This window comes from Ralstonia pickettii, assembly GCF_000607165.1.
Taxonomy (GTDB): Bacteria; Pseudomonadota; Gammaproteobacteria; order Burkholderiales; family Burkholderiaceae; genus Ralstonia; species Ralstonia holmesii.
The window spans coordinates 953,513-980,512 of the sequence record NZ_JFZG01000024.1 but is presented as its reverse complement, the minus strand read 5'-3'; the positions used below and the strand labels follow the sequence as shown (position 1 = coordinate 980,512).

The following is a 27,000-nucleotide window of genomic DNA, read 5'->3' as shown; positions in this document are numbered from 1 at the left end:
CTACCGGTTGCCGCTCGTAGGGAGAGCGCGATTCAACCCAGCACGGCTGCGGCAACGCCCGCCGCCGCACAAAACGCCACCACAATCAGCGGTGGCGTTTTCCATCGCGTCAGCAGCAGAAACGCAATCGCCGCGACAGCGAAATCAAGCCATGACCGCACGGCGCTCGTCCAGACCGGCGAGTAAAGCGCAAACGCCAGCAACCCGACCACCGCGGCATTCACACCTGCCAGCAACGCTGCCATGGAGGGGCGAGCGCGCAACGCCTGCCAGTAAGGCAGCGCGGCAATGACCAGCAGCAGGCCCGGCAGAAAAATGCCCACCGTGGCAAGCGCAGCCCCGGCCCAGTGATTCAGCCCCGGGCCGATCGTCCAGCCGAGGAAAGCGGCGAAGGTAAATAGCGGCCCCGGCACGGCTTGCGCGGCACCATAGCCAGCCAGAAAATCGTTCGACGCGACCCAGCCAGTCGCAACAGTCTGCTGCTCCAGCAGGGGCAGCACGACGTGCCCGCCCCCAAATACCAACGCGCCCGAACGATAGAAAGCGTCGAACACCTTGGCGGGCATCCACGGATGGAGATCCGTCGCGACAGGAAGCCCGAACAGCAGCGCGCAGAACAGGACCATGCAGACGATGCTCGCCACGTGGGACACGCGGAATGCAGCCCCCTGCTCCGCCCTCGGACCACCACTCGCCTGACGGGACGATCTGCACAACGCCAGCCCGAGCATGGCGCCGAGCACGATCACGACCAGTTGCGCGTATACGGTTGTCAACGCGCTGAGCACGGCGATGCTGATCAGCGCGATACCTGCGCGCTGCCAGTCAGGACAGAGCTTGCGTGCCATGTCCCACACGGCCTGTGCCACTACCGCAACGGCAACCAGCTTCAAACCGTGGATCAGGCCCGCGCCAATCGGGCCGCCCAAGCTCGGCGCGAGCATCGCAAAGGCCAGCAGCAACAAGACGGAAGGCAGCGTAAAGCCACACCATGCCGCCAACCCGCCGCGCCATCCGGCCCGAAGCAGCCCGACGGAGAATCCCACCTGGCTGCTGGCAGGCCCGGGAAGAAACTGGCACAGGCCCACGAGGTCCGTGAACGTTGCGTCGTCCAGCCAGCGGCGGCGCTCCACGAACTCGCGCCGGAAGTAGCCGATATGTGCCACCGGCCCACCGAAACTGGTGAGACCCAGCTTGAGAAAGACCGCCAGCACTTCCATGGCAGAGCCCGCTTGATGTGTGCGGGACGGTGTGGCGGATGCGGTCATTGGCGGGGAGAGATCGATGTTTGGGAAACGCGTATTAGAACATTGCCGTCGTGGCATGTAAGGCAACTAAAGTGGCAGGATAGACACCGCCGTCACCGTCATTGGACTCTTCCGCGTATCCCATCATGCACTTCGCTCAGACCATTGGCGCGCAGCGCTATGTGTTCAACGATCTCAAGACGCTCCTGGCCAAAGCCAGCCCGGCGCGTTCCGGCGACTATCTGGCGGGCCTGGCCGCTGCCAGCGAAGGCGAACGCATGGCCGCGCGCATGGCGCTGGCAGACGTGCCGCTGTCGGCGTTCCTTAACGAAGCGCTGGTGCCCTATGAGAAAGACGAGGTCACGCGCCTGATTCTTGATCGGCACGACGTGCAGGCCTTTCAGCCGATTGCCTCGCTGACGGTGGGCGAATTTCGTAACTGGCTGCTCCTGCATGAGACGGACAGCCAGACACTGGCAAACGTCGCGCCCGGTATCACGCCCGAAATGGCTGCCGCGGTCAGCAAGCTGATGCGCAATCAGGATCTGATCGCCGTCGCCCGCAAGTGCCGCGTGGTCACGCGCTTTCGCAACACCATCGGGCTGCCCGGCCGGTTGTCGGTCCGGCTCCAACCCAACCACCCGACGGACGACCCCAAAGGTATTGCCGCGTCGATCATCGATGGCCTGCTCTATGGCTGCGGCGATGCGACCATCGGCATCAACCCTGCGGGCGATAATCTCGGCGCGATCGTCTCGCTGCTGCAATTGGTCGATGAACTGCGCAATCGTTACGCCATTCCCACGCAGTCGTGCGTGCTGACCCACGTGACGAACACACTGCGCGCCATTGACCAGGGCGCGCCGGTGGACTTGGTATTTCAGTCGGTGGCGGGCAGCGAACAGGCCAACGCGGGATTCGGCATCAGTCTTGCCTTGCTGGCCGAGGCGCATGACGCCGCGCAGGCCCTTGAGCGCGGTACGGTCGGCAATAACGTGATGTATTTCGAGACCGGCCAGGGCAGCGCGTTGTCGGCCAATGCGCATCACGGCGTCGATCAGCAAACCATGGAGGCGCGTGCTTATGCGGTGGCGCGGGCGTTCTCGCCGTTGCTGGTCAACACGGTGGTCGGTTTTATCGGGCCGGAGTATCTCTACGACGGCAAGCAGATCATCCGCGCCGGGCTGGAAGACCACTTCTGCGGCAAGCTGATGGGCCTGCCCATGGGCTGCGACGTCTGCTACACCAACCACGCCGAAGCCGATCAGGACGACATGGATACGCTGCTCACCCTGTTTGGCGTGGCCGGCATCCACTTCATCATGGGCGTGCCGGGCGCCGACGACATCATGCTGAACTACCAGAGCACGTCGTTTCATGACGCACTCTATCTGCGCGACACGCTGGGCCTGCGGCCGGCGCCGGAGTTTGAGGCGTGGCTGCAAAGCATGGGTATTGTCGACACCGCTGGGCGCCTGCAAGACGCCACGGCGCGGCAGCCGCTGCTGCAGTTGGCCCACGCGCTGTGAACCCCTTTGGATATCCGCACATGCCGAAACACACGCTCGTTCAGCCGAATCCGTGGACACACCTGCGCGCCTTCACCGACGCACGTATTGCGTTGGGCCGCGCCGGCAACAGCCAGACGACCGACGCCGTGCTCGCGTTTGGCGTGGCGCATGCCCAGGCGCGCGATGCCGTGCACTTGCCGCTCGATATCGCTGCAGTGGCGGCCGCGCTTGAACAGGCGGGCTTCACGGCGTTGACCGTGCACAGCGCGGCAGCCGATCGCGCCCAGTATCTGCGCCGTCCCGATCTTGGCCGCCGGCTTGACGATGCCAGCCGCGCAAAACTCGGCGCGTTGCGGCCAGCGCAACCCTTCGACGTTGTCTTTGTGATTGCTGACGGGCTTTCCGCATTGGCGGCGCAAAGCCACGGCGTGCCGCTCCTGTGCTGCGTGCGCGAGCGTCTGCCGCGCGACTGGTCGATCGGCCCCGTGGTCATCGCCGCGCAGTCTCGTGTGGCGCTGGGCGATGAGATCGGTTCGCTGCTTGGCGCGCGGCAGGTGGTGATGCTGATCGGTGAGCGGCCCGGGTTGAGTTCGCCAGACAGCCTAGGCATTTACCTGACCTACGCGCCGCGCGTTGGGTGCTCCGATGCGCAGCGTAACTGCATCTCGAATGTTCGGCCGGCCGGCCTGACCTATGACCAGGCAGCGACCCGGCTGGTGTTCCTGCTCAAAGGCGCGCTGGCGCTCGGCCGCAGTGGCGTGGACCTGAAGGACGACACGCCATCCGTTGCCCCCGGGACAGCCCGACTTGCCGAACGTCACAACCCGTGACACACTCCGTCCCGCTGCCCACACCGGCAGCACGCAGGCGCGGCTGACGCACCAACGACAGCTGCAACACGCCGCAGGAGAGACCGGGCTCAACGCACACACGCACAACGCCCGGCGCCGATGGAGCAACCACCCCGGAAACTCTCAGGCAAAAGGACTGTGGCGTCGACTGCGAATCTGGAGAGAGGCGTGCACGCGTGCGCCCACCGAAGGGGAAGGCGCCACCGCTGCTGGCGCCCAAGCTCTCAGGTCCCAAGACAGATGGGGTGAGCCGACCGGATCGTCCGGTCATGACATCACTCCATAGGGACCGCCATGACGCACATCGTCATCGTCGGCGCCGGTATATCCGGCGTCACCACTGCTTACACGCTCTCGCAACTCGGCTATCAGGTCACGGTGCTCGACCGCCACTTGTATCCGGCCATGGAAACCTCGTTCGCCAACGGCGGGCAGCTTTCCGCCAGCAACGCTGAAGTCTGGAACAGCACCGGCACGCTGCTCAAGGGCATCAAATGGATGCTGCGCAACGACGCCCCGCTCCTGCTCAATCCCAAGCCGTCCTGGCATAAGTATTCGTGGATCGGCGAGTTCGTGGCCAGCATCGCGCACTACCGCCGCAACACTATCGAAACCACGCGCATGGCCATCGAGGCCCGCAAGCATCTGTTTGCGATGGCCGAACGGGAGCAGATCGATTTCGACCTGCAGAAGCGCGGCATTCTGCACGTCTATCACGACAAGGCGAGCTTTGCGGCCGCAGGCAAGGCCAACGCCCTGCTCATCGCCGGGGGGCTTGAGCGCCACGCCGTGAGCCCGGAAGACATTGCCGCCATCGAGCCCACACTGCGGGGCAACTACTACGGCGGTTATTTCACCGAGTCCGACGCCACCGGCGACATCCACAAGTTCACGCGCGGCCTCGCGCAGGCCTGCGAAAAGCGCGGCGTGCGCTTCCTGCAAGGTGTGGACGTGCGCGATGTGCAAACCACAGAGCACGGCGTTCGTCTCCTGCTGCAAACCACGCTGGATGACCGCCTTTCCACCAGAGAGGCGAACGTCGTGCAGGACCTTGCCGCCGACGCGATGGTCGTGTGCGCGGGCGTGGGCAGCCGGCATATCGCACAAATGGTTGGCGATCGCATCAACGTGTATCCGGTCAAGGGGTATTCCATCACGGTGCACCTGGACGATGAAGCCAGCATGCAAGGCGCGCCGTGGGTCAGCCTGCTCGATGAGAGCGCGAAGATCGTGACCAGCCGACTTGGCACCGGCCGCTTCCGCGTGGCCGGCACGGCCGAGTTCAACGGTTACAACCGCGATATCCGCGCGGATCGCATCGAACCCCTGGTGGCCTGGACGCGCCGCAACTTTGCGATTGGCACGTCGCGCGTGGTGCCGTGGGCGGGCTTGCGCCCGATGATGCCGGACATGATGCCGCGCGTCGGCCGTGGGCGGCATGGGCGCGTGTTCTACAACACAGGCCACGGACATCTCGGCTGGACGCTATCCGGCGCCACCGCCGCAATGGTGGGTGACGTGATCGCGCGCGACTGCCCGGTGCATTGATCGCAACAAAGGAAAAAGCCCGCCGAGGCTCTGGCGGGCTTTTTCATGATCAAAGCGATCAGAACTTGTGCCGCACGCCCAGCATGACGCCCAGGCGCGAGTTGTTGCCATACGTGTTGCCCGAGTTGTTGAACGTGGCCGCGCTGTTCAGTGCAATCCAGGCGCCTTGCAGGCGGGTGTAATCAACTTCGGCGTAGACGTCAGTGCGCTTGCTGAGAGCGTAGTCGAGCATACCGGCGGTGGTCAGGCGCTTGCCGCTGGCATCGAGGTGCTTCATCCAGTCGTACTGCACGGTGCCGATGAAACTCAGTGCGCCGGAGATCGGTACTTTCGCGCCCACATAGGCGGCCTGGTTCTTGTAGTCGGCCACGTCGAGGCGGCTGTTCGTATAGCCCAGGTACCACGTGGCAATCGAGGTATCGAGCTTGCCGCCAAAACCCCAGACCGTCTGCTTGCTGGCGAGCGCCGCCGGCACCGCGCCGAAGAACGCCGATGACACATCGCGCGTGACCTGGTACACCGCGCCCACTTCAGCCGACCCCATGCTGTAGACGATCGAGCCGGCGCCAGCCGAACTCTTGCTGAAGCTGCCCGCAGCCTCGCCAAAGGTCCAGGCGCCCGCAAGCTGCAGCCCGCCGAACGACTTGATGTATTTGACCGTGTTGTCGTAGCGCAGGCCGGTGTAGTTGCCGCCCTGATAGCCAACGATGGAGTTGTTGGCAAACGCCATCGCCTCGTACGAAGACAAGACCTCGTGCGCCAGCGTGTATTGCCGACCGAGGTAAAGCTTGCCGTAGTCGCCTTCGAGGCCGACCACCGCGGTGCGTCCGAACAGGCGCCCGCCCTGCTGGCTGCCGCCGGTATCGGGGAAGAAGCCCGATTCCAGGATGAACATGGCCTTGGTGCCGCCGCCCAGGTCTTCCGTGCCGCGCAAGCCCCAGCGGCTACCGGTCAGCACGCCGTCCATCATCTGCAGATTGCTGCTGCCCGCCGCATTTTCGTGCGTGCTGTAGCGGATGGTGGTGTCGATCAGCCCGTAGAGCGTGACACCGCCTGCGGTTTGCGCTGCCGCTGGCAGGCTCGTGGCTCCGAGCACCAGTGCGGCAATCATTGTCTTGTTCATGGCTCCCTTGTCTCCTCTTTGGTGTGATGGGTATGGATGTGCGACGGCCGCACGCGCAGCCGTGGTGTTGCGTGGATAGCACCCACGGCCGCACAACCGTGAGCGCAAAAATTCTCGTGTCTCAGTGGTCAGCCGAAGTGGTGGTGCCGCGGCTCAGTTGTGCCTGCACAGCCATGCGCACGGCAGCGTTTGCTGCGCCGTAGCCCAGGTAGCCGTTGCGCTGGACAAGCTCGAAGAAGAAGCGCTCGCGAAAGGGCTCGGTGTAGGCGTGCAGAAAATCGCCGTGCGGGTCGCGGTCGTAGAGAAGACCATCGTCATGCAGGCGGTTTAGCAGCGCTTCATCCAGACCAAGCCGGGCGGCAACGTCGTCGTAATAGTTCTCGGGAACGTGCTGCAGGCGGGCCGCGCCACGGTCGATGGCCTCAATGGTCTCGAACAGCCGCTCAGTGCGGAATGCAATGTGATGCACCCCCGAGCCCGCGTAGGCGGTGATGAACCTGCCCGTGGCCGTGCGCCCGCTTTCCGATACGTTGAGTGGAATCCGCACGTTGCGGTCCGGACTCACCATCGCCCGGCTTTTCACGAGGCCGTACGGGTCGGCAATCTCCTGTACAGCTTCGGCGTGCATGCCAAAGATGGCCCGGTAGAACAGCACGAAGCTGTCGAGCCGGTGCGCCGGCAGCGCCTGCGCAACGTGGTCAATCGATGCCCAACCTGCTGCACCGTCTTGCATGCCAGGATGCAAGACAAAATCGCTCTCGTAGATGCTGCGATCGGCATGGCGATCGTCGATCAGATAGAGCAGCGTGCCATCGGGTGCGCGCAGCGCGGGAATGCTGCGCTCAGTCGGCCCCACGGGCCCGCGCCACTCCTGGGCACACAGCTCACGTGCGCGTGCCATGGCGCGCTCGGCATCGTCCACCTTCAGGCCGATCGCACAGACAGACGGCCCATGCAGCTGAAAGTGTTCCGACGCCGCGCTGTCCTGCTCCATGTTCAGGATCACGTTGACGCCACCTTGCCGATACAGGTCAACCGCCTTGGAGCGATGGTGCCCCGCAAGGATAAAACCCAGCGCACGCAGGCGCGTTTCAAGTTCCCGTCCTGCCGCTGCATCCACGGCAAACTCCAGGAAATCCACGCCTTCAAATTGAGCTGCCGCGGGCAGTTCCGCACCACCAGCTTCGGACTCCAGCCAGCGCAGCGAACGCATGCCGTCCAGTGCCGTGAGCCGCGCCGGTGCAGAGCGGAATTCGTCGTTGAAGACTTCGAGCGACAAGGGCCCGGTATAGCCCGCAGCAAGCAAGTCGCGCGCAAAGTCCGTCACCGGAAGGTCACCCTGCCCCGGGAAGTTACGGTGATGCCGGCTCCAGGACAGTACGTCCATCGACAACTTTGGGGCATCTGCAAATTGCACGAAGAAGAGCTTGTCTGCCGGCACGTCGTGAATGCCATCCAGCGTGTCGCCCAGCGACAGCGTATGGAAGCTGTCGAGAATCAGCCCGAGCGCCGGGTGGTCAGCCTGCCGCACGATCTGCCACGCCTGGCGCCAGGTCCGCGTGTGCCGCCCCCAGGCCAGTGCCTCATAGCCCACGCGCAGCCCGCGCCGTGCCGCTGCTTCCGCCATCTGGCGCAGATCGTCTGCCGCGCGCGCCGGGTCGTCGATGGCGATGTCCTGCACGTTGCTGCAGACCAGTACCGTGTCGACGCCCAATTCGGCCATCACGTCGAACTTGCGCTCGGCGCGCGCCAGATTGCGTGCGAGCAGTTCGCCGGGCATTGCCTCGAAATCGCGGAAGGGCTGGTACAGCATGATCGCCAGCCCAAGGTCCGCCGCCATTTGCCGCACGCGCGCCGGCGATCCGTCGAAATTCAACAGGTCGTTTTCGAAGATCTCGACACCGTCAAAGCCCGCGGCGGCCGCGGCTTCCAGCTTTTCAGGCAGCGTGCCGGACAGGCACACGGTGGCGATGCATTTGGGATGGCGCGCTGCGCGGGGCGAATTCATGGCAATGCGTTGGTCTGACGATGCCCGCAGCGTAGGTGGGCGCACCATGCATTCACAAGCGGCATTCGCGCAACAACGTGCGATGATCGTACAATCGTGCGCACATATCGCTCGTTTTTAGGGTTATCGCCATGACGAAGGAACCGCTGAACCGGCGCGACTGGATCGCTGGGCTGGAAAAAGGGCTCGCCATCCTGGAGGCGTTCGACCACGAGCACCCGCGCCTGACGCCCACCCAGGCTGCCGAGTTGACCGGCCTCACCCGCACGGCCGCGCGCCGCTACCTGCTGACGCTCGAACACCTCGGCTACCTCACCAGCGAAGGCACGCTGTTCAGCCTGACGCCGCGCGTGCTGAAGGTGGGCTGGTCGTACTTCGATTCGGCGCGCCTGCCGCGCACGGTGCAGCCCTTCCTGCAGCAGGTGACCGCCGCCGTGGGCGAGGTGGCGTACCTCAGCGTGCTGGATGATTGGGAGCTCGTCTTCATTTCGCGCACCAGCACCAGCCGAGTCATGAGCACGGGCTTCGTACTGGGTGCGCGCGTGCCGGCGCCGCTCGCATCAGCCGGCGTGATGATGCTGGCCGCGCAACCCGAGCAGAAGGTCAAGGCATGGCTGGAGACCTGCGTGCTGACACCCTACACGCCGTACACCATCCTGCAGCGGGACCGCCTGTTCGATGAAATCCGCAAGGCGGGCCGGCAGGATTACGCCGTGGTCGAACAGCAATTGCAGATTGGCGTGCGCGGCGTGGCGGTACCGCTGCGGGATCGGCACGGCAACGTGATCGCCGCGTTGAGCGTGAACATGCAAGTCGGTGAAGAAACAACGGAGCACGCCTTGCAGCGCGTGCTGCAGGTGCTGCAGGACACAGCGCTTTCGATCATGCGTGTGCTGTAGCGCGCCGCGCACGACCGTTGCACCAAGACCTCACGCTTTGACAGACCGATGAACTCGGAGAAACCCTTGAGTCGTACGTTATTCGCACCACGTTGTGCGATTATCGAACGAATTCAATCGGCAGTCGCTTGTGCCCTGCCCGGGCGGCGGACTACGCTGCGTTGCGTGTACAGACGGCCCTTCATCGAACGAATCGCACGAGTTGCACGATAGGCCGCACAGATAAAACCGGAGACAACCATGACCGCAGCCCCTGCCCACGAGCCCCTGGGCAAGCACCAGTCGAAGAAAGCCGCCGCCAGCGGCTGGATCGGCTCGGCGCTCGAGTACTACGACTTCTTCATCTACGCCACCGCAGCGGCGCTGATCTTTCCGCAGATCTTCTTCCCCAAAGGCGACCCGAAGACGGCCATCATCGCCTCGCTGGCGACGTACGGCGTCGGTTATATCGCGCGGCCAATCGGCGCGTTCGTGCTGGGCCATCTGGGCGACACGCATGGGCGCAAGAACGTGCTGCTCTGGTGCATGTTCCTGATGGGTTTTTCGACCATTGCCGTGGGCCTGCTGCCCACGTATGACCAAGTCGGCCTGTGGGCGCCGACACTGCTGGTCATCATGCGCCTGATCCAAGGCTTTGCCGTGGCCGGTGAAATCTCTGGCGCCAGCTCGATGATCCTGGAGCACGCACCGTTTGGCCGGCGCGGGTTCTTTGCAAGTTTCACGCTGCAAGGCGTGCAGGCCGGGCAGATCCTGGCGGCGGCCGTGTTCCTACCGCTGGCGCACTACATGCCCGCCGACCAGTTCAACGCCTGGGGCTGGCGCATTCCGTTCGTGTTGAGCTTCGTCGTCATCATCGCCGGCTACGTCATCCGCCGCGAAGTGCACGAAACCCCCGCATTTACCGCTGAGCAACAGCAACAAGGCCGCCCACGCTCGCCCGTGATCGACGCCTTCAAATACAGCACACCCGACATGCTGCGCGTGGTATGCATGGCGCTGATGAACGTGATTCCGGTGGTGGCGACCATCTTTGGCGCGGCCTATGCGGTGCAGCCGGCTTACGGCATCGGCTTTGCCCAAGACATCTACCTGTGGATTCCGGTGGTGGGCAACATCGTTGCGGTGCTCGTCATTCCGTATGTTGGCGACCTGTCCGACCGCATCGGCCGCAAGCCGCCGATCGTGATCGGTTCGCTGCTCGCTGGCCTGCTCGCGTTTGCCTACCTGTACGCCATCAGCATCAAGAACGTGCCGCTCGCCTTCGTCATCTCGATTCTGATGTGGGGCGTGGTCTACCAAGGCTACAACGCGGTGTTCCCGAGCTTCTATCCGGAGTTGTTCCCGACGCGTACTCGTGTGTCGGCCATGGCGATTTCGCAGAACGTCGGCACGGCTATCACTGCCATGCTGCCGGCCCTCTTCACCGCCGTGGCTCCGCCGGGCGCCACCAACATCTGGCTGACCGTGGGCGCCATTGCCTTTGGCGTAACGGTGATTGCCGCCGTGGCCGCCATGACCGCACGCGAGACCTACCGCATCCATATGGACGACCTGGGCCAGCCAGCCGCCCAACCCGTCGACAAGGCCGAATATGCCCGCCAGCGGGCCGGAGCCTTGGCCGCCTGAAACACGCACGCCTGAACCATGATTTCTGGAAAAACCACCCTCATCGCCCACATCGGCTACCCGACCGAGACGTTCAAGTCGCCGATGATCTACAACCCCTGGTTCGAGCAAAAAGGCATCGACGCCGTTGTGGTGCCCATGGGGGTCAAGGCAGAGGATTACGCGCAGAGCTTCGAATCGATCTGCCGCTTTACCAACCTGCGTGGCGCGCTGATCACCATGCCGCACAAGGTCACCACGGTGGATCTGGTCGACGAAGTCACGCCCGCCGTGCGCATCGCGGGCGCCTGCAATGCGGTGCTCAAGCGCGATGACGGCACGTTGCTGGGCGACCAGTTCGACGGTGCCGGCTTCGTGCGCGGCGTGCTGCGCAAGGGGCGCAAACTGGAAGGGGCGCGTGTGCTGCTCTCGGGGGCCGGCGGTGTCGGCTCGGCGATTGCCGCGTCGCTGGCGGCTGCGGGTGTCGGCGAGTTGGCTCTGTATGACACGCGCGCAGAATCCGCTGAATCGTTGGGACGGCGTCTGCGCGAGCACTATCCCGCGCTGGTGGTGCGCACCGGGTCGAATGATCCGGACGGCTTCGATGTGGTCGTCAACGCCACGCCGGTCGGCATGAAGGAAGACGATCCGCTGCCCTTCGACGTGGCACGCATCGCGCCGAGCTGCTTTGTCGGCGAGGTGGTCATGAAATCCGAGTACACGCCGCTGTTGCGCGCGGCGCTCGACAAGGGCTGCGATGTCCAGGTCGGCACCGACATGCTGTTCGAGATGATTCCCGCGTATCTGGAGTTCTTCGGCTTCGGCACCGCCACCGCAGATGAGCTGCGGCGCAGCGCGGCCATTGCATACTGAGCCGATGACGCGTCGCCCCCTGAGCTTTGCCCTGCTGCTGCCGTTGCTGCTATCGGCGCAACCGGTTGCGACCGACAGTTATCTTCCCGCCCTGCCCGCCATTGCCCAGACGCTGGGATCGGCCAGCGCGAGCCTCACGGTCTTCGCGCTGGCCTTTGGCATTGGGCAACTGCCGATGGGCAGCCTTGCCGATCGTTTTGGCCGCCGCCAGGTGCTGTTGCTCGGGCTCGCGTGCTATGCCATGGCTGCACTGGCCGGCGCGCTGGCGATAACCGCTTCCATGTTGACCGCCGCACGCGCCCTGCAGGGTTTCTCGATGGCCGCCATCCTGGTGTGCGCACGCGCCGCCGTGCGCGATCTGCACCCGGCGCGCGATGGTCCGCACGTCATGGCACGCGGCCTCACGGGCCTGGGTTTCGTGGCGTTGATGGCACCGATTCTCGGTGCCTTTGTCGCGCAACACGCAGGCTGGCGGTGGGTGCTGGCGGGCATGAGCTTCTATGCAATCGTGCTGTGGGCGATGTGCTGGTACGGCTTTGCCGAAACCCGGCAAGAGACACACGCCCAGGCGGGCAGCATGCGCGAGATCTTCGCCAGCGCGGACTTTCGCGTCTGGGGCCTGCTGGCGGCCACGACCTACGCCGGCATCTTCTGCTTTCTGCTGCTTTCGCCGATGGTCTATATCGCATACCTCGGCCTGTCACCCGAGCTTTATGGCTGGATACCGGCCGGCGGCTCGCTCGTCTATATCGTGAGTACGACCGGTTGCCGGCGCCTGCTGCGCCGCCAGAGCCTCGTGCGGACTGTGCAGCAAGGCGCAATGCTCAGCCTGTTGGGCGCCTGCATTCAGGGATTGGGCTGCTGGCTGCTTCCCGGGCAGGCGTGGCCACTGCTGCTCGGGCATGGCGTCTATTGCATGGGCCACGGCATCCACCAGCCTTGCGGCCAGGCAGGCGCGGTGGGCGAGTTGCCGCATCTTGCAGGGCGGGCGGTGTCATGGTCAGGCTTCATCATGATGCTGGCAGCCTTCTGCCTCGGGCAGACCGCGGCAGCGTTTGACGACACATCGCACAGCCTCGGTGCCTGGCCCATGGTGGCGCCGATGATGCTTGCCGGCGCCGTGCTGGCGTCCATCGCCTTCCTTTGGCTACCGAAGCTGCAGAGCCAGCCGGATCCACAAAGAGCTGCCGCATAGCGACTGCGGGATGCGCATTGCCACCCGCGTGGTACACAATGCGGTGTCCGCATTCTTTGCTTCAGCCACAGGAGTTTGACCATGAGCCGCAACGCCGACCTGCCATTCAAGACCGCCGGCTTGGAGTTCATCGAGTTCGCCACGCAAGCGCCGGCTGCGCTCGGCCAGGTGTTCGCATCGCTCGGCTTCAAGGCCATCGCGCGGCACGTAAGCAAGGACGTCACGCTGTACCGGCAAGGCGACATGAACTTCCTCGTCAACGCCGAAGCCGATTCCTTCGCGCACCGCTGGGCTGAGGAATATGGCGTGGGTATCTGCGCCATCGGCATCCGCGTTGACGATGCGCATCACGCCTACGACCGCGCCGTCGAACTGGGTGCATGGCCGGCCGAAGCCGAGCCGATCGGCCCGAGCGAACTGGTGATCCCGGCCATCCAAGGCGTAGGCGACACGCATCTGTATTTTGTCGACCGCTGGCGCGGCAAGCACGGCGCCAAGGGCGGCCTGGGTGACATCTCCATCTACGACATCGACTTCCGGCCGCTGGATGCAGCAACCGCGCTTGAGGACTGGCACCACGCCGGCGTTGGGCTGGCGCGGGTCGACCACCTGACGCAAACCGTCGGCGCTGGCCGTCTGCAGGATTGGATCGACTTCTACCGCAACCAGCTCGGCTTCAGCGAAATCCACGAGCTGCATGCCAACTGGCACGTCGCGGCGGATTCCCGCGTGATGGTGTCGTCGTGCGGCATGATCCGAATTCCGCTCTATGAAGAAGGCACGCACCGCGCGCACCTCATGCACGCCTACCTGCCCGACCACCCCGGCGAAGGCGTGCAGCACATTGCGCTGGCCACCGACGACATCCTGCGCACAGCCGCCGCGCTGGCCGCCAACGGCCTCACCTTCGTCGAGCCCCCGGCACACTACTACGACACCGTCGACGCGCGCCTGCCCCGTCACGGATTGGACCTGGAAGCCTTGCGCCGATACGGCATCCTGGTCGACGGCGAGATCGTCGACGGCGTGCCCAAACTGTTCCTGCAAACCTTCGTCAAGCGCCATCCAGGCGAGATCTTTTTCGAGATCGTGCAGCGGCGCGGGCACCACGGCTTTGGCGAGGGCAATCTGCCGGTGTTGACTGCGGCGGCCTGACCCGGAAAACGTCGCCAAGAAAAAAGCCCGCCAAGTTTCGGCGGGCTTTTTTTCGTGCTGCGGGTGCTGCAATGCCGATCAATAACCGGCTGCCAGCCCAGTGTTGCGACGCGGATCATTCGCGCCATAGAAGCGGTTGTTGCCGACCGGCTTGCCGCCCAGCGACGGCGCCCCGACGATGATCGCCGCCAGGTGGTTGGCCGGCTGCGGCGCCCCCAGGTTGTGGCCCATCGACGTCAGGATCTTGCGCGTATCTTCCGACAGCGCGTACGGCTCGACGTTGGTCACGTCCGGCAGCCATTGCTGGTGGAAGCGCGGCATGTCGACGGCTTCCTGCACGTTCATGCCGTAGTCGATCGCGTTGATCATGGTCAGCATGACGGCTGTGATGATGCGGCTGCCGCCCGGCGTGCCCACCACCATGACGGGCTTGCCGTCCTTGGTGACGATGGTCGGGCTCATCGACGACAGCGGACGCTTGCCCGGGGCAATCGAGTTGGCCTCGCCCTGCACCAGGCCGTACAGGTTAGGCACGCCGACCTTGGCGGTGAAGTCGTCCATTTCATCGTTCAGGACCACGCCCGTCTTGGCGGCCGTCACCTTCGCACCAAACCAGTCGTTGAGCGTGTACGTGACCGACACGGCGTTGCCGTACTTGTCGGCAATCGAGTAGTGCGTGGTATTGCTGCCCTCATGCGGCTCGACGCCCGGCTTGATGTCCTTCGACACACCCGCCTTCTTCGGGTCGATCACAGCGCGAATCTTGGCCGCATAGTCCTTGCTCAGCAGGCGGTCCAGCGGGTTCTTCACGAAGTCCGGGTCGCCCAGGTAGCTGTTGCGGTCCACATAGGCGTGGCGCATGGCTTCGATCTGGTAATGCGTGGCCTGCGCGGAATGCCAGCCCAGGTCCTTGAGCGGATAGCCTTCCAGGATGTTCAGCATTTCGCAGATGACCACGCCGCCTGAACTCGGAGGAGGTGCCGACACCACGTGATAGCCACGGTAGTCGCACTCGACCGGCGCCAGTTCGCGCGTTTTGTAGCTGACCAGATCTTCTTGCGTGATCAGGCCACCACCGGCCTTGCTCGATGCAGCAATGGCCTGCCCGACCCAGCCCTTGTAGAAGCCGTCGGTGCCCTTGTTGCTGATCTCGCGCAGCGTCTTGGCCAAGTCATGCTGGACGAGCTTCTCGCCCACCTGGAACGGCTGCCCCTTGTTCAGGAAGATCGCGCCCGATGCGGCGTCTTCCTGGAAGTCCTTGGTGGAGGTGTGCAGCATGTCGACATCGCCCTGATCGAGGACGAAGCCCTTGTCGGCCAGCGTGATGGCCGGCGCGATCAGTGCAGCGCGTTGCATGGTGCCGTACTTCTGGCGCGCATACTCCATGCCGGACACGGTGCCCGGCACACCCACGGCCAAGTGGCCCTTGGTGGACGCACCCTTGATGACGTTGCCGTCCTTGTCGAGGTACATGTTGGCGGTGGCACCCTTCGGCGCGACTTCACGGAAGTCGAGGAAGGTCTTGCGGCCATCGGCCAGTTGGATCGTCATGAAACCACCGCCGCCCAGGTTGCCGGCTGCCGGATAGACCACGGCCAGCGCGTAACCCACGGCCACTGCGGCATCCACCGCATTGCCGCCGCGCTTGAGCACTTCCACACCGACCTTGCTGGCCAGATGCTGTGCCGCAACGACCATGCCGTTTTCTGCGGCCACGGGTGCGACGGATGCCGCGTGTGCGACGGTCGTGATGCTGATCGATGCGATTGCAGCGGCGATCCACCGCATGCCTGTTCTTGGATTCTGCATAGGAGCTCCTTTGGTACCTTCAAGGACGCCGGTCGTGCCAGCGTACGTGTTATGGCGCGCGAACCTTATCAGGCGGTGCGCCGGGGCACTATAGCCTCATCCCCGTATTGACGCATTGTGCAGGCGGTGGAACGGCACGCATCGCTAGCCCAGCGGCACCTCGAGCCCGACCTTCACGCGGTTGAGCACCACCGCCGTGCGGTACCACCGGATGTTGTCGTTGTCGTCGAACAGGCGTCGCGCCAGAGCTTCGTACTCCGTCATCGTGGCCACGTTCAGGATGAGGACGAAATCGGCCTCGCCCGTCACGTAGTAGCACTGCTGCACCTCGGGGCCGGAGAGCGCCTTCTTGAGCGCAGCCATTGCAGCGGTATTGGTGCGCTCGGCATGCACCTCAACGATCACGGTGATGGGTTTGGCCACCCGCTCGGGGTCGACTACCGCCACGTTGCCGACGATGACGCCCGCTTCCTCCATTCGCTTGATGCGCCGCTGCACGGCGGCGGTCGATAGATTGACCTGCTCCCCAATCACGCGCAGCGGCGTGGTGTAGCACCGCTGAACAGCGTTGAGGATGGCAATGTCGAATGCGTCGAGTTCGAGCGATTTCTGTGCGGCCATAACGGGCATGGAGCGAGAAATTTTTGCGTCTGGCTGGTCAGAATAGCTGAAATTACTCTGCTGACGTGACATAGGATTTCGTGGTCCACGCGTTCGCAGAGGTCCATCCCATGCATTGGCAATCCCAGCTCGTCAGCCCCGAAACGCTTGCCCCTGGCGGCTTTCGGTCATTGGTGACCCCGGTCTACCGTGGTTCAACCGTGTTGTTCGACAACGCAGCGCAGGTCGTGGACGACTGGCGCCATGCGCAGCACGGCTACACCTACGGCCTCTACGGCACACCGACCGCCATTGAACTCGGCGTGCGGATTGCGCAACTGGAACGCGCCCGCCACAGCTTTATCGTCCCCGGCGGGCAGGCGGCCATCGCGCTCGTCTACCTGGCCTGCTGCGGCGCGGGCAGCCATGCGCTGGTGCCGTTCAGTGCGTACGGGCCCAACCGCAGCATGGCTGACGGCCTGCTCAAACGCATGGGCATCGAAGTCGAAATCTATGACCCGCTCATCGGCGCAGGCATCGGCGGACTCATCCGGCCGAACACCATGCTTGTTTGGACCGAAAGCCCCGGCTCGGTCACGATGGAAGTGCAGGACGTGCCGGCAATCGTGGCTGAGGCGCACGCGCGCGGCGTGCCGGTGGCGCTCGACAACACGTACACGGCCGGCGTGTATTTCGATGCCTTCGCGCACGGCGTGGACATCAGCATGCAGGCCCTGACCAAGTACGTGGGCGGCCACAGCGACCTGTTGCTCGGGTCGGTCTCGGTCAACTCGGAGGCGATGTTCGAGCGTGTGGGCAGCGCGTTTGCCGATCTGGGCATGGGCGCATCGCCCGACGATTGCAGCCTGGCGCTGCGTGGCCTGCAAACGCTGGGGCTGCGGCTTGAGCGCCTGCAAACGTCCACCCTGGCGGTGGCGCACTGGCTGCATCTGCAGGACTGCATTGCGACCGTGCTGCATCCGGCGCTGCCGTCATGCCCCGGCCATGAGCTCTGGAAGCGCGACTTTACCGGCGCAACCAGCGTGTTTTCGGTGGTGTTCCAAGAAGGCGTCTCGGCCGAACAAGTCAACGCATTCATTGATGCGCTGCGCATGTTCTGGATCGGCATGAGTTGGGGCGGCACGAGCAGCCTGGTGATGCCATATCCCGATCTGGCGCGACCGAACCGCCACTATCGCGGCCGCCTGGTGCGGCTCAATGTCGGGCTGGAAGCGCCGGAAGATCTGATTGCCGATCTGCGGCAAGCCATGGCTCGCGCAGCCATCCAGGAGCCCGCTGTTGCCGCATAACCGACGGCACGTCAGTCAGCCAGTGCAAACGGCGGCGCACGCCGCTTTACCGGCTGCGTCTTGACGATGGCGGTGTTGGTCTCAGCGTGATACGCCACGCGATCGAGAATCTGGTCGAGCTGGTCGATCGAGCGCACATACAGCCGGGCGATGAAGCAGTCCTCGCCCGTGACCTTGTCGCATTCGCCGATCTCGGGAATCTCTTCGATCAGCTTCTGCACGATATGCAGCTTGCCCGGCATGGGCCGCACGCGCACGATGGCCTGCAGCGTGTAGCCCAGCGCCGCGGGGTCAATGTCGACGGTGTAATGCCGGATCACGCCGCGCTCTTCCAGCCGCCGCAGGCGCTCCGACACGCTGGGGGATGACAACCCCACCTGCTCGGCGAGTTGCTTGAGCGAGATGCGGGAATCGGTCAGCAGGACGTCGAGAATGCGTTGATCCAGCGCGTCAATCGTGTTCATTGCGTTCCGCCTCCAATTCGGGCACTTCGCCTTACTTCATTAGAAAGAACGCCAATTTTGCCTTAGAAAAGCAATGGAAGTGAGCCCATCCGCATGCGATCCTGATTGCATCCAACGCTCAAGGTGGTTCGCATGAACGATAAGACACGCGGCACGGTCGAGATGACCACCGCCATGGTCATCTCCGGGACGATCGGCTGGTTCGTTGTCCGCTCAGGCCAGCCGGTGGCCGACGTTGTGTTCTGGCGCTGCGTATTCGGCGCGCTGACGCTGCTGGGTGTGTGTGCCGGCCTGGGGCTGCTGCGCGGCGCCATCACGTGGCGGCGTGCGGGCATTGCCGCGTTGGGCGGCGTGGCAATCGTCATCAATTGGCTGCTGCTGTTCGCGGCGTATCCGCGCGCATCTATCTCGATTGCGACGGCGGTCTACAACACGCAACCGTTCATGCTGGTCGGGCTGGGCGCGCTGTTTCTGTCAGAAAAGCTGACGGCGGCCAAAGTCACGTGGCTGGCCATCGCCTTTATCGGCGTCGTACTGATCGTGCAGGTGGGGCCTGCAGCCAGCATGGGGACCGATTACCTGTCTGGCATTGCGATGGCGCTGGGCGCGGCGTTTGCCTATGCGGTGGCCGCGCTCCTGATCAAGAAGCTGGCCGGTACGCCGCCGCATCTGATTGCGCTCATCCAGGTGTGTGTGGGCGTGCTGATGCTGGCGCCGTTGGCCAACCTGTCGCATCCGCCGGCCGATGCGCATACGTGGGTGATCCTTGTCACGGTGGGCGTGGTGCATACAGGGTTGATGTACATCCTGCTCTATGGCGCCATCCAGAGGCTGCCGACGCATCTGACGGGATCGTTGTCGTTCATCTATCCCATTGTCGCCATCGTGGTGGACATCGTTGCGTTCGGGCATCGGCTGCAACTGGCGCAGTTTTTGGGTGCGGGGGCGATCCTGCTGGCGGCTGCGGGCATGAACCTGGGGTGGTCGCCGTATCGCTGGTTGCGGGCACGGGGCGAATCCCCCGTTACCAAATAACGCAATACGCGCAATAGTCCCCCACATTCGCAACACGAATCGGCAGTCCAACTGCTGTTATTCTTGTGCGTTTTCCGCTGGCGCCCGGCGCGCCCTGCGCCTGCCTCTCTCTCCCTTTGGCAGCCAGCGGACAGAAACCCCAAACATACGTACAAGATGAAGGAAGGTCACCCGCCGGAGCCGGGTCGCGAAACCGCGATCGCCTGGATCCTGGAACAAATGCAAACCTATGACCTGTCTGTCGAAGATTTGCAGGCGCATGGCTGCTTTGACGCGCCACCGCCGCCGCCCGCGCCATCCGCACCCATCGGCCCGGTCTACATGAGCGCCGACGGCCAGCACTGGGACGGCTCGGGCGACATGCCCGACTGGCTGCGGCGCGCCGTCAACGCAGGGCAGAGCATCGAGCATTTCCGCGTGGGCTGAACGCAGGCGATGCAGGTATGCCGGTTGCGTGGTTGTTTGCAAGCGCCGCCGGTTTGTCGATCTGTGGGCTGATGCCCAGCATGACCGGCCGGCGCCCCAACCCAACGGAGGACGTCATCATGCCGGAACGCAAAACCGTAGAACGTGCGCGCGCCGACAAGCGCCACGGCAAAGCCGCCTCGACCCAGGCGGGCAACTTCGTGAAGGAAGAGATGGATCACATCCGCGAAGGCAAGCACGGTGCGAAAAACACCAAGCAGGCCATTGCGATTGGTCTATCGAAGGCACGCCGCGCGGGCGTTGCCGTCAAGCCGCCGGGGGAAGGCAAGGCATCGGCCGCCACGCGCAAGAAGGCGGAACATGACGTCAAGGCCGGCAGCAAGGCAGGCAACAACACCGGCAGCCACGCCAGTGCGAGCAAGGAATCCACGGCCAAGCGCAGCAAAACCACAACACGCACGCTGAAGAAGGAAGGTCATTCGGCGGCTTCCAAGTCGTCGCTGTCCAAGCAGGCGCATAGCGCGGCCTCCAAGCGTTCGAGCAGCGAGCGCTCGGCGGCGGCCAAGAAGGGCGCTGCTACCAAGGGCGCAGCCGGCCGATCCGCCGCCGCCAAGAAGGCGGCGCGCACGCGCGCGGCGCACGCCAGGTAAATCTTTCCTGTTCAGCCTGAAGGCGGCCCATTGGGGTCGCCTTTTTTATTGGCGGTTTGCCTCACAAAAAAAATCAAAAAAATTTCTGTTCTCCGTGTCAGGAACGCCCACGTGCGCCGACGAAGGTGCACGGAACACATCTGCGCGATGCCGCAGTGCACCGTACGGCGAGGGATTTGGCCCTGTCCGCCGTTCAACGACACCTGCCACTCAAGGAGAACACAAATGAAACAACACGCCATGATCGCCGCCGCTCTGGGTAGCCTACTCGCGCTGGGCGCACTGTCGACGCCGGTGCAGGCCGCTGATGCCGCCGGCAAGGAAAAGTGCTACGGCGTCGCCAAGGCCGGCCAGAACGATTGCGCCAGCCCGGGCAGCGCCCACGCCTGCGCCGGCCAATCGAAGATGGACAAGGACCCAATGTCGTGGAAATACGTGCCCGCCGGCACCTGCGCGCAGATGGGCGGCACGATGCAGGCTCCGTCCAAGTAACGCGCGACGCCGGGTGACCACCATGCAGACCGCTCTGCCAACCTGCGCCGGCGCAGGCCTGCGCGCACCGCACTTTCCTGCCCTGCTGCACGGGGAAGCCCGCTTCCCCTGGGTGGAGGTGCACAGCGAGAACTATCTGTATGGCGGCCCCGCCCGCGCAGCGCTGCACGCCGCGCGGGCGCACCAGCCTGTGAGCCTGCACGGCGTGGGCATGGGGCTGGGCAATGCGGATGGACTGGACGTCGAGCACGTACGCGCCATCGCTACGCTGGCCGATGCGGTAGCGCCCGCCGCCATTTCCGAGCACCTGTGCTTCAACCGCAGCGGTGCGCAGGTCGTCAACGATCTGCTGCCGCTGCCTTATTCCCGCGAATCGCTGGATGTCGTCTGCGCCAACGTCATGCGTGCACAGGACATCCTCAAGCGACCGCTGCTGATCGAGAACATCGCCGCGTACATCGACTGCCGCGCACTGGTCGATGCCGACGAGGCCCTCTTCGAAGGCGCATTCCTGACCGCCCTCGCCCGGCGCACGGGCTGCGGCATCTTGCTGGACCTGAACAATCTGTACGTGAACAGCGTCAACCATGGCGTGACCGTCGAATCGGTACTGGTCGATATCGACCCTGCACTGGTCGGCGAGATTCACTTGGCAGGCTTCAGTGTGGAAGACGGCATGCTGATCGACACGCACAGTGCGCCGGTCCATGCACCCGTCTGGGCGCTGTACGACGCGTGGATTGCCAAACACGGCGCACGCCCGACACTGATCGAATGGGATGCCGAGCTGCCGCCCGTGCAGGTGTTGCTGAACGAAGCGGCACGCGCGCAAGCAACGCTCGATCGCCATGCCCGTGCCCCCATGCAGGAGTCCCACCATGCGACTACCTGACTGGGAAGCGCACCTTATCGGCGCACTGACCAACCCTGCAAGCCACGAAGAGGCGCGTGGTATTGCCATCTACCGCAATGCGCGTCTGGCAATTCTGCGCAATGCGCTGACGGGGGCGTATCCCGTCTGCCGAGCGCTCGTCGGTGACGACTGCTTTGATGCGCTGGTGCGCGACACGCTGGCCATGCAGGCGTCTACATCCCCGAACCTGCATCGCTATGGAAATGCGCTGCCGGATGTCATTGCGCAATCCCCGTTGGCGCACAGCGTGCCGTATCTAGCTGACGTGGCGCGTCTGGAATGGTGCGTGCACTGGGCGCACTACGCGCCGGATGCACACGTGGAAGCGGCGAACGCCACCCTGTTCGCACAACCCGCAGACACGCTTCGCGCCGGGCTGGTCGAAGGTGCGCAGTGGGTGGCTTCTCCATGGCCCGTGGTTTCGATCTGGCGCGCACATCAGCCCGACGCGACGATCGCGCTCAACGAAATCGACCTGAGTGTGGGCGAAGCCGCTGTGATTGCCGTGCACGGGCATCGCGTTGCTGTGCTCCATCTCGATGCCCCGACGGCCACGTTCCTCGCAGCTTGCGACGCGACGCCGTCGCTTCAGGCCGCGCTCGAAACCACGCTGGCTGAGCGGCCAGATTTTGATTTGACCGCATGCCTGTCAGCCCTCTATCGCTCGGGGCTGCTCGCGCTGAGCGCATGCCCAACAACACCGCCTACTGGAGACACGCCATGAACACCCTCGCCACGACCTTTGCCCCGCTCACGCGCATCCGCGCTTCGCTTGACCGACTCGCCGGGCCGCAAAGCGCGCTCTGCTCGCTCATCTTGTTGATCGCACGGGCGTATCTTTTCTACGTGTTCTTCCGCTCGGGCCTGACCAAGCTGCACGACTGGGACACGACCGTGCTGCTGTTCACGGAGGAATACAAGGTGCCGCTATTGCACCCGGCCCTGGCAGCGGCGCTTGGCACATTTGGCGAACTGGTCTTCCCGTCTCTCATGCTGGTCGGCATCGTGCCGCGGTTGGCGGCGGCGGGGCTGTTCTTCGTCAACGTGGTAGCAGCGGTGTCGTACTGGGCCAATCTGTCGGCGTCGGCCATCGAATTTCATTTTGTGTGGGGCGTTCTGATTGCGCTCGTGGCGACGGTGGGACCGGGTTGGCTGGCGGTGCAGACCCTTTGGGAGCGCCGCACGCATTAAGCAGATTGGGTGGGCAGCAGGCTTATGATGTGGTTCTGTCGCCCTCTCTTCAGGAGCATCGATGCGCTTCCGTCAGTTGTCCTTCGCTGCCTCAACCGGTGTGTTGGCTGCAATCGCCGCCGCAACTGTTCTCACTGCCTGCGCGTGGGGCGATAGCCCGAACACCACCGGCGCGCGCATGCTCGACGATTCGCTGCTGTCGTACCAGGTCAAGGCGGCGCTGGATCAGGACACAGCGCTCAGCACGCGCCAGATCCGCATCCGCTCTACCCCAGACGGCAAGGTCACGCTGACGGGCTGGGTCGATACCCCCGAAATGGCCCGACGGGCTGGTGACGACGTCAAACGCTTTGTTGACTCGGCCAAGCTCGACAACCAGTTGCGCGTGCTGTCGCGCATGCAGGTGCTGGGCGGCGGCCCGTACATCCCGGCCGGCTTGCCGCCGGCGGCACCGGCCAGCGCCCCGGCCGCGCGCTAACGCGTTCAAGCACTTAAGCTGCCTGTGTGCCCGTCCGCCCTGGCAAGCGGCCCACGGGCACCGATTGCAGCAGGCCGAAGCCGATCTCCGCAATCAGGAACGGCAACACCAGCAGCGAGGCGCCGGATGCCAGCGCATAGGCCTGCCACGCTGCAAAGAGGCCGCGTGCCGCGGCGTCGTACCGGCCCAGCGCCACACTCGGCTGTCGGATGCGCAGCACCGACCACACGCACACCACCGACCCCATCAGATTGGCCATCAGCAGGTGCTCTGGCTCAAATGCCGGCAAGCGGCCGATGCCCAGCGCGTGCGCCAATGCAGTGAGCGCTTGATGCAACAGGGCAAACGTCCACGGCGTGGCAAACGGTGCAGTCACGATCAGGTCATACCAGCCGCTGGCGCGCACCACACGCAGGAAGGTCGATTCAGAAACCATGGTGAAACTCCAGGAATGAAGTGAAGGAGTCGCCACGGTAAAGCTTGGTGTACGCTCCAAGGTCAAGCGCTCGGCCGCCCCACTCTTCCAAGCCACCATGCCTGCTGCACTTCCCGCTTCCGCTTCCAACGCGCGTACCGGCGACCTTTCCATCGGCGACCTGGCCGCCGCCACCGGCGTCTCGCGGGATGGCCTGCGCTTTTACGAGGTACGCGGCCTGATCCGGGCGCGACGCCGCAGTAACGGCTACCGCGCTTACCCGCCCGAAACCGTGGAACTCGTGAACTACGTGCGCACGGCTCAGCAACTGGGCTTCACGCTGGCAGAAATTGGCGAAGGGATGTCGCAGGTGTGGCAGCAACCCGACACCGATGCCGCCGTTACGGCGCTACTGCGGGAGAAACTTGCCGCCATCGATGTCCGCATCGCCAGCTTGCAGGCCACGCGTGATGCACTCGCTGCCCGCGTCGGGATGCCATGCCCGCTTGCACCGACCTGAGACTCCGACACGTCTTGTCATATGACTGTCGCAGACTCCCGCCACAGGGCGGGTTTGGCGCGTTTTCTCCACGCCCTGACGGCTTGCTGAGTCGTGAAAGGCGCTTGAAAGTTCGCGTCGGTAAAAACGCTCCCGTCTCAAAGGGAGTCTGCTGCAGTGAAACATCGGGGTGCGTTCCATCCACGGGCGAGGGCCGTGCTGTGCGCGGTGGCCTGCCTGCCATTTGCCGCTGCCTGGGCAGCCACGCCTGCGCCGGCACCGGCTGCGGCCAGCATGCCGGTGGCGACCATGCCGTCGATCAAGCCTTCCGTTCCGGGCGTGACGGGCGCGGGCTTCAACCTCGTCGAACTGCTGCAGGAGCTGAAAGGCAACAACCCGCAGTTGATCCAGGCGCGCCATAACTACCTGTCGGCCAAATCGATCCCCCCGCAACTTGCCGCGCCCAACAACCCGCAGCTCGGCTACATCTGGAACAGCATCCCGAAGGGTTTTCCGCTGGCGGTCAACCGCGCGGGCGGCAGCCAGTACAACCTGACGCAGCAGATCCCGTTTCCGGGCAAGAAAGCGCTGGCCGCTGAGATTGCCGATCGCCAGGCGGAATCGCTGAACGCGCAAAACGACGCGCTGTACCTGCAGCTCTACGCGCAGCTTTCCACTACGTACTACCAGGCGATCGCGCTGCAGAAGCAGATCGATGTACAGAAGCTGACCATCACGCGCCTGGAGCAGGTCAAGCAGATCACGCGCGTGCGCTACGCCAACAATGCCGCTGCCTACGCCGACTTCCTCAACGCGCAGGTCATGCAGAGCAGCGCGCAGAACGACCTGTTTGCCGCGCAGCGTCAGTACGACAGCACGCTGCAGACCCTCAACACGCTCATCGGCAAGGAGCCGAGCTTCCCGCTCGTGCTGCGGGCCGATGACGAGTCCGTACACCTGCCGGAAGAGCCGCTGCCCGAGCTGGAAAACCAGGCACTGCGCGAGCACCCGTCGATCAAGGCGTCGGCAGACCTGATGGACGCCGCCCGCAAGAGCGTGACGCTGGCGCGCAAGGCCTACCTGCCCGACTTCCAGGTCATCGCCACCGTCACCACGGACAACCCGCCGTATGGCGTGCGCCCGAACAGCTACCAGATCGAGCTGGACGTGATCATTCCGTTCTGGTTCCTGACCAAAGAGAAGTACGGCGTGAATCAGGCGGTGGAAAGCCAGATCGCCACCGAGGCGAATGACGTGTCGGTGCGCCAGCAGACGCTATTGGCCGTCGATACCGCCTATAACACGCTGCGCCAGACGCTTGCCCAACTCGACTTCAACAAGCAGCGGCAACTGCCGCAAGCGCTGGCGGCCTATCGCGTGACGATGACCAACTACGCCAGCAACAACGCTGATTTCAACGACCTGCTCACCGCCCAGGGCGCGCTCAGGAACGCAGAACTGTCGGTCGCCCAGGCTCAGGCCACGGCCTTGCAGGCCTATCACGCGCTGCTCGCGGCCACCGGTCGCTCGCCGGTTCAAGCTCAATAACATCATGAAGAAGTTCTCTCCCGTTGTTGCAGTCATCGCCTTGGCCGCAGCCCTTGCTGTTGGTGTGGTGGTCGGACGCAAATGGCCCGCCGCTGCGCCCGCCGAGACCGCTAAACCCGTTACCACCGCGGCATCCACTCCGGCAGCCACGGCGCGCGCGAAACCGGATTCGGTTGAAATTCCGGCCGGCGGCTTCGACCCGCAGCAGGTGAAGGTTGCACAGGTCAGTCAGCTTTCGGTGCCAGTGGAGCTGTCCACGCCCGGCAAGCTCGCCTACAACGCCGAGCGCACCAAGTTGGCATCGGCGCGCGTGGCTGGGCGGCTGGACCAGATTCTCCTGTTCGAAGGTGCGCTGGTGCGCGAGGGGCAGCCGATTGCGCAGCTCTACTCGCCAGACTTCATCTCCGCGCAGAAGGAATATCTGCTGGCGCTGAATACCGCCCGCCAGCTCAAGGGTTCCAACATGAAGGATCTGCAGGACGATGCAGACGCCACCGTACAGTCCGCGGCTGGCCGCCTGCATGTGCTGGGCATGTCCGATGCCGATGTCGCGCAGATCGCCAAGCGCGGCACGCCGGCTGAACACCTGACGCTGCGCGCGCCCATCTCGGGCACGATCGTCAAGCGCAACATGGACCCGGGCGCCTTCCTGAACGTGGGTGACTCGTTCATGAGCATCGTCGATACGCGTGTGCTGTGGTTCACGGGCAATGTCTATGAGAACGACATTGCCAGCGTGCGTATCGGTCAGCCGATCTCGCTGCATACGTCGGCGTATCCGGACCGCGAGTTCACCGGCCGCGTGAGCTTTATCGCCCCGAACATCGACCCGGCAACGCACACCCTGACGGTACGCTGCGACGTGCCCAACACCGACGGCCTGCTGCGCCCCGAGATGTACGCCACGGCGCGCATCCAGACCGGCAGCGGCCAGGCCACGGTGGTGCCGAAGGCCGCCTTGGTGAAAGACCACGGCAGCTACTACGTGATCGTGCAGAGCGATGCCACGCATTTCAAGCGCGTGGAAGTGCACGGCAAGGACACCGGCACCGACGGCAACTTTGCCGTGACGGCCGGACTTGAGGCTTCGTCGCAGGTAGTGGTGCGCGGCGCCGCGCTGCTCAACGAGATGATCGTCAAGGCGGGGGCGTAGGC

The 27,000-nt window shown here is 64.3% G+C and carries 27 protein-coding genes and 1 riboswitch; of the genes, 20 read left to right on the top strand and 7 right to left on the bottom strand.

The features are described from left to right. Positions 1-32: 32 nt before the first annotated feature. A complete protein-coding gene (gene chrA / locus BG83_RS0121940) occupies positions 33-1,268 on the bottom strand; it encodes a chromate efflux transporter (protein ID WP_024978746.1) in 1,236 nt (411 codons plus the stop codon). A gap of 125 nt (positions 1,269-1,393) precedes the next feature. On the opposite strand from chrA, the gene BG83_RS0121935 reads away from it, so the two are divergent. The 3 genes from BG83_RS0121935 (at position 1,394) to BG83_RS0121925 (ending at position 5,157) form a co-directional block, all read left to right on the top strand. Continuing rightward, a complete protein-coding gene (locus tag BG83_RS0121935) occupies positions 1,394-2,776 on the top strand; it encodes an ethanolamine ammonia-lyase subunit EutB (protein ID WP_024978745.1) in 1,383 nt (460 codons plus the stop codon). Positions 2,777-2,796: 20 nt separating this feature from the next. After that, on the top strand, positions 2,797-3,588 hold the full coding sequence (gene eutC / locus BG83_RS0121930; RefSeq protein WP_024978744.1) for an ethanolamine ammonia-lyase subunit EutC: 792 nt from the start codon (positions 2,797-2,799) through the stop codon (positions 3,586-3,588). Between the two features lie 64 nt (positions 3,589-3,652). Next, a riboswitch (glycine riboswitch) is annotated at positions 3,653-3,758 on the top strand. A 145-nt stretch (positions 3,759-3,903) separates the two neighbouring features. Further along, positions 3,904-5,157 carry a D-amino acid dehydrogenase gene (locus BG83_RS0121925; protein WP_024978743.1) on the top strand — a complete coding sequence of 418 codons (1,254 nt, stop codon included), beginning with the start codon at positions 3,904-3,906 and terminating at the stop codon, positions 5,155-5,157. 58 nt (positions 5,158-5,215) lie between these two features. On the opposite strand, the gene BG83_RS0121920 is transcribed toward BG83_RS0121925, so the two are convergent. Both BG83_RS0121920 and BG83_RS0121915 read right to left on the bottom strand, forming a co-directional pair. Next, positions 5,216-6,280, bottom strand: a complete 1,065-nt coding sequence (locus BG83_RS0121920) for a porin (RefSeq protein ID WP_024978742.1) — start codon at positions 6,278-6,280, stop codon at positions 5,216-5,218. A gap of 121 nt (positions 6,281-6,401) precedes the next feature. Further along, the gene (locus tag BG83_RS0121915) at positions 6,402-8,288 is read right to left on the bottom strand and encodes a bifunctional sugar phosphate isomerase/epimerase/4-hydroxyphenylpyruvate dioxygenase family protein (RefSeq protein WP_024978741.1); all 1,887 of its coding nucleotides are present in this window, start codon (positions 8,286-8,288) and stop codon (positions 6,402-6,404) included. Between the two features lie 131 nt (positions 8,289-8,419). Between BG83_RS0121915 and BG83_RS0121910 the strand changes: the two genes are divergently transcribed. From BG83_RS0121910 to BG83_RS0121890, 5 genes are all read left to right on the top strand, one after another. Next, positions 8,420-9,187: an IclR family transcriptional regulator domain-containing protein gene (locus tag BG83_RS0121910; protein WP_009240699.1), complete on the top strand. Its 768-nt coding sequence runs from the start codon at positions 8,420-8,422 to the stop codon at positions 9,185-9,187. Between the two features lie 240 nt (positions 9,188-9,427). Beyond that, entirely contained in the window at positions 9,428-10,813 is a 1,386-nt protein-coding gene (locus tag BG83_RS0121905) for an MFS transporter (RefSeq protein WP_024978740.1), read from the top strand. A gap of 18 nt (positions 10,814-10,831) precedes the next feature. Further along, complete coding sequence (locus BG83_RS0121900) at positions 10,832-11,665, top strand: shikimate dehydrogenase family protein (protein WP_024978739.1); 834 nt, start codon at positions 10,832-10,834, stop codon at positions 11,663-11,665. Positions 11,666-11,669: 4 nt separating this feature from the next. Beyond that, positions 11,670-12,860 carry an MFS transporter gene (locus BG83_RS0121895; protein WP_024978738.1) on the top strand — a complete coding sequence of 397 codons (1,191 nt, stop codon included), beginning with the start codon at positions 11,670-11,672 and terminating at the stop codon, positions 12,858-12,860. 81 nt (positions 12,861-12,941) lie between these two features. Then, positions 12,942-14,015, top strand: a complete 1,074-nt coding sequence (locus tag BG83_RS0121890; protein WP_024978737.1) for a 4-hydroxyphenylpyruvate dioxygenase family protein — start codon at positions 12,942-12,944, stop codon at positions 14,013-14,015. A 78-nt stretch (positions 14,016-14,093) separates the two neighbouring features. Here BG83_RS0121890 and ggt read toward each other — a convergent pair whose 3' ends face one another. Together ggt and BG83_RS0121880 are read right to left on the bottom strand one after the other, a co-directional pair. Continuing rightward, positions 14,094-15,824: a gamma-glutamyltransferase gene (ggt, locus tag BG83_RS0121885; protein ID WP_024978736.1), complete on the bottom strand. Its 1,731-nt coding sequence runs from the start codon at positions 15,822-15,824 to the stop codon at positions 14,094-14,096. 144 nt (positions 15,825-15,968) lie between these two features. Next, the gene (locus BG83_RS0121880; RefSeq protein WP_024978735.1) at positions 15,969-16,445 is read right to left on the bottom strand and encodes an Lrp/AsnC family transcriptional regulator; all 477 of its coding nucleotides are present in this window, start codon (positions 16,443-16,445) and stop codon (positions 15,969-15,971) included. 110 nt (positions 16,446-16,555) lie between these two features. On the opposite strand from BG83_RS0121880, the gene BG83_RS0121875 reads away from it, so the two are divergent. Then, positions 16,556-17,734 (top strand): cystathionine beta-lyase, encoded by a 1,179-nt coding sequence (locus BG83_RS0121875; RefSeq protein WP_024978734.1) that lies wholly within the window; start codon positions 16,556-16,558, stop codon positions 17,732-17,734. 11 nt (positions 17,735-17,745) lie between these two features. On the opposite strand, the gene BG83_RS0121870 is transcribed toward BG83_RS0121875, so the two are convergent. Next, the gene (locus tag BG83_RS0121870) at positions 17,746-18,198 is read right to left on the bottom strand and encodes an Lrp/AsnC family transcriptional regulator (protein WP_024978733.1); all 453 of its coding nucleotides are present in this window, start codon (positions 18,196-18,198) and stop codon (positions 17,746-17,748) included. Positions 18,199-18,330: 132 nt separating this feature from the next. Here BG83_RS0121870 and BG83_RS0121865 point away from each other — a divergent pair, with 132 nt between their 5' ends. The 8 genes from BG83_RS0121865 to BG83_RS0121830 all read left to right on the top strand — a co-directional run bounded on the left by BG83_RS0121865 (position 18,331) and on the right by BG83_RS0121830 (position 23,383). After that, entirely contained in the window at positions 18,331-19,233 is a 903-nt protein-coding gene (locus tag BG83_RS0121865; RefSeq protein ID WP_024978732.1) for a DMT family transporter, read from the top strand. 156 nt (positions 19,234-19,389) lie between these two features. Then, entirely contained in the window at positions 19,390-19,659 is a 270-nt protein-coding gene (locus BG83_RS0121860) for an H-NS family nucleoid-associated regulatory protein (protein WP_024978731.1), read from the top strand. A 119-nt stretch (positions 19,660-19,778) separates the two neighbouring features. Then, the gene (locus BG83_RS0121855; protein WP_024978730.1) at positions 19,779-20,309 is read left to right on the top strand and encodes a hypothetical protein; all 531 of its coding nucleotides are present in this window, start codon (positions 19,779-19,781) and stop codon (positions 20,307-20,309) included. A 225-nt stretch (positions 20,310-20,534) separates the two neighbouring features. Then, positions 20,535-20,801, top strand: coding sequence for a DUF2282 domain-containing protein (locus BG83_RS0121850; protein ID WP_024978729.1), 267 nt, complete (start codon positions 20,535-20,537; stop codon positions 20,799-20,801). A 22-nt stretch (positions 20,802-20,823) separates the two neighbouring features. Continuing rightward, on the top strand, positions 20,824-21,693 hold the full coding sequence (locus BG83_RS0121845) for a DUF692 domain-containing protein (protein WP_024978728.1): 870 nt from the start codon (positions 20,824-20,826) through the stop codon (positions 21,691-21,693). Next, entirely contained in the window at positions 21,680-22,438 is a 759-nt protein-coding gene (locus BG83_RS0121840) for a DNA-binding domain-containing protein (protein ID WP_024978727.1), read from the top strand. Before BG83_RS0121845 ends, BG83_RS0121840 begins: the two co-directional genes overlap by 14 nt. Continuing rightward, positions 22,435-22,905 (top strand): DoxX family protein, encoded by a 471-nt coding sequence (locus tag BG83_RS0121835; RefSeq protein ID WP_024978726.1) that lies wholly within the window; start codon positions 22,435-22,437, stop codon positions 22,903-22,905. Before BG83_RS0121840 ends, BG83_RS0121835 begins: the two co-directional genes overlap by 4 nt. 61 nt (positions 22,906-22,966) lie before the next feature. After that, positions 22,967-23,383 (top strand): BON domain-containing protein, encoded by a 417-nt coding sequence (locus tag BG83_RS0121830; protein ID WP_024978725.1) that lies wholly within the window; start codon positions 22,967-22,969, stop codon positions 23,381-23,383. Positions 23,384-23,396: 13 nt separating this feature from the next. On the opposite strand, the gene BG83_RS0121825 is transcribed toward BG83_RS0121830, so the two are convergent. After that, positions 23,397-23,819: a hypothetical protein gene (locus BG83_RS0121825; RefSeq protein ID WP_024978724.1), complete on the bottom strand. Its 423-nt coding sequence runs from the start codon at positions 23,817-23,819 to the stop codon at positions 23,397-23,399. Positions 23,820-23,916: 97 nt separating this feature from the next. Between BG83_RS0121825 and BG83_RS0121820 the strand changes: the two genes are divergently transcribed. From BG83_RS0121820 to BG83_RS0121810, 3 genes are all read left to right on the top strand, one after another. Further along, complete coding sequence (locus BG83_RS0121820) at positions 23,917-24,318, top strand: MerR family transcriptional regulator (protein ID WP_024978723.1); 402 nt, start codon at positions 23,917-23,919, stop codon at positions 24,316-24,318. 156 nt (positions 24,319-24,474) lie between these two features. After that, positions 24,475-25,845: a TolC family protein gene (locus BG83_RS0121815; protein ID WP_024978722.1), complete on the top strand. Its 1,371-nt coding sequence runs from the start codon at positions 24,475-24,477 to the stop codon at positions 25,843-25,845. Between the two features lie 4 nt (positions 25,846-25,849). Next, on the top strand, positions 25,850-26,998 hold the full coding sequence (locus BG83_RS0121810) for an efflux RND transporter periplasmic adaptor subunit (protein WP_024978721.1): 1,149 nt from the start codon (positions 25,850-25,852) through the stop codon (positions 26,996-26,998). Positions 26,999-27,000: the final 2 nt, after the last annotated feature.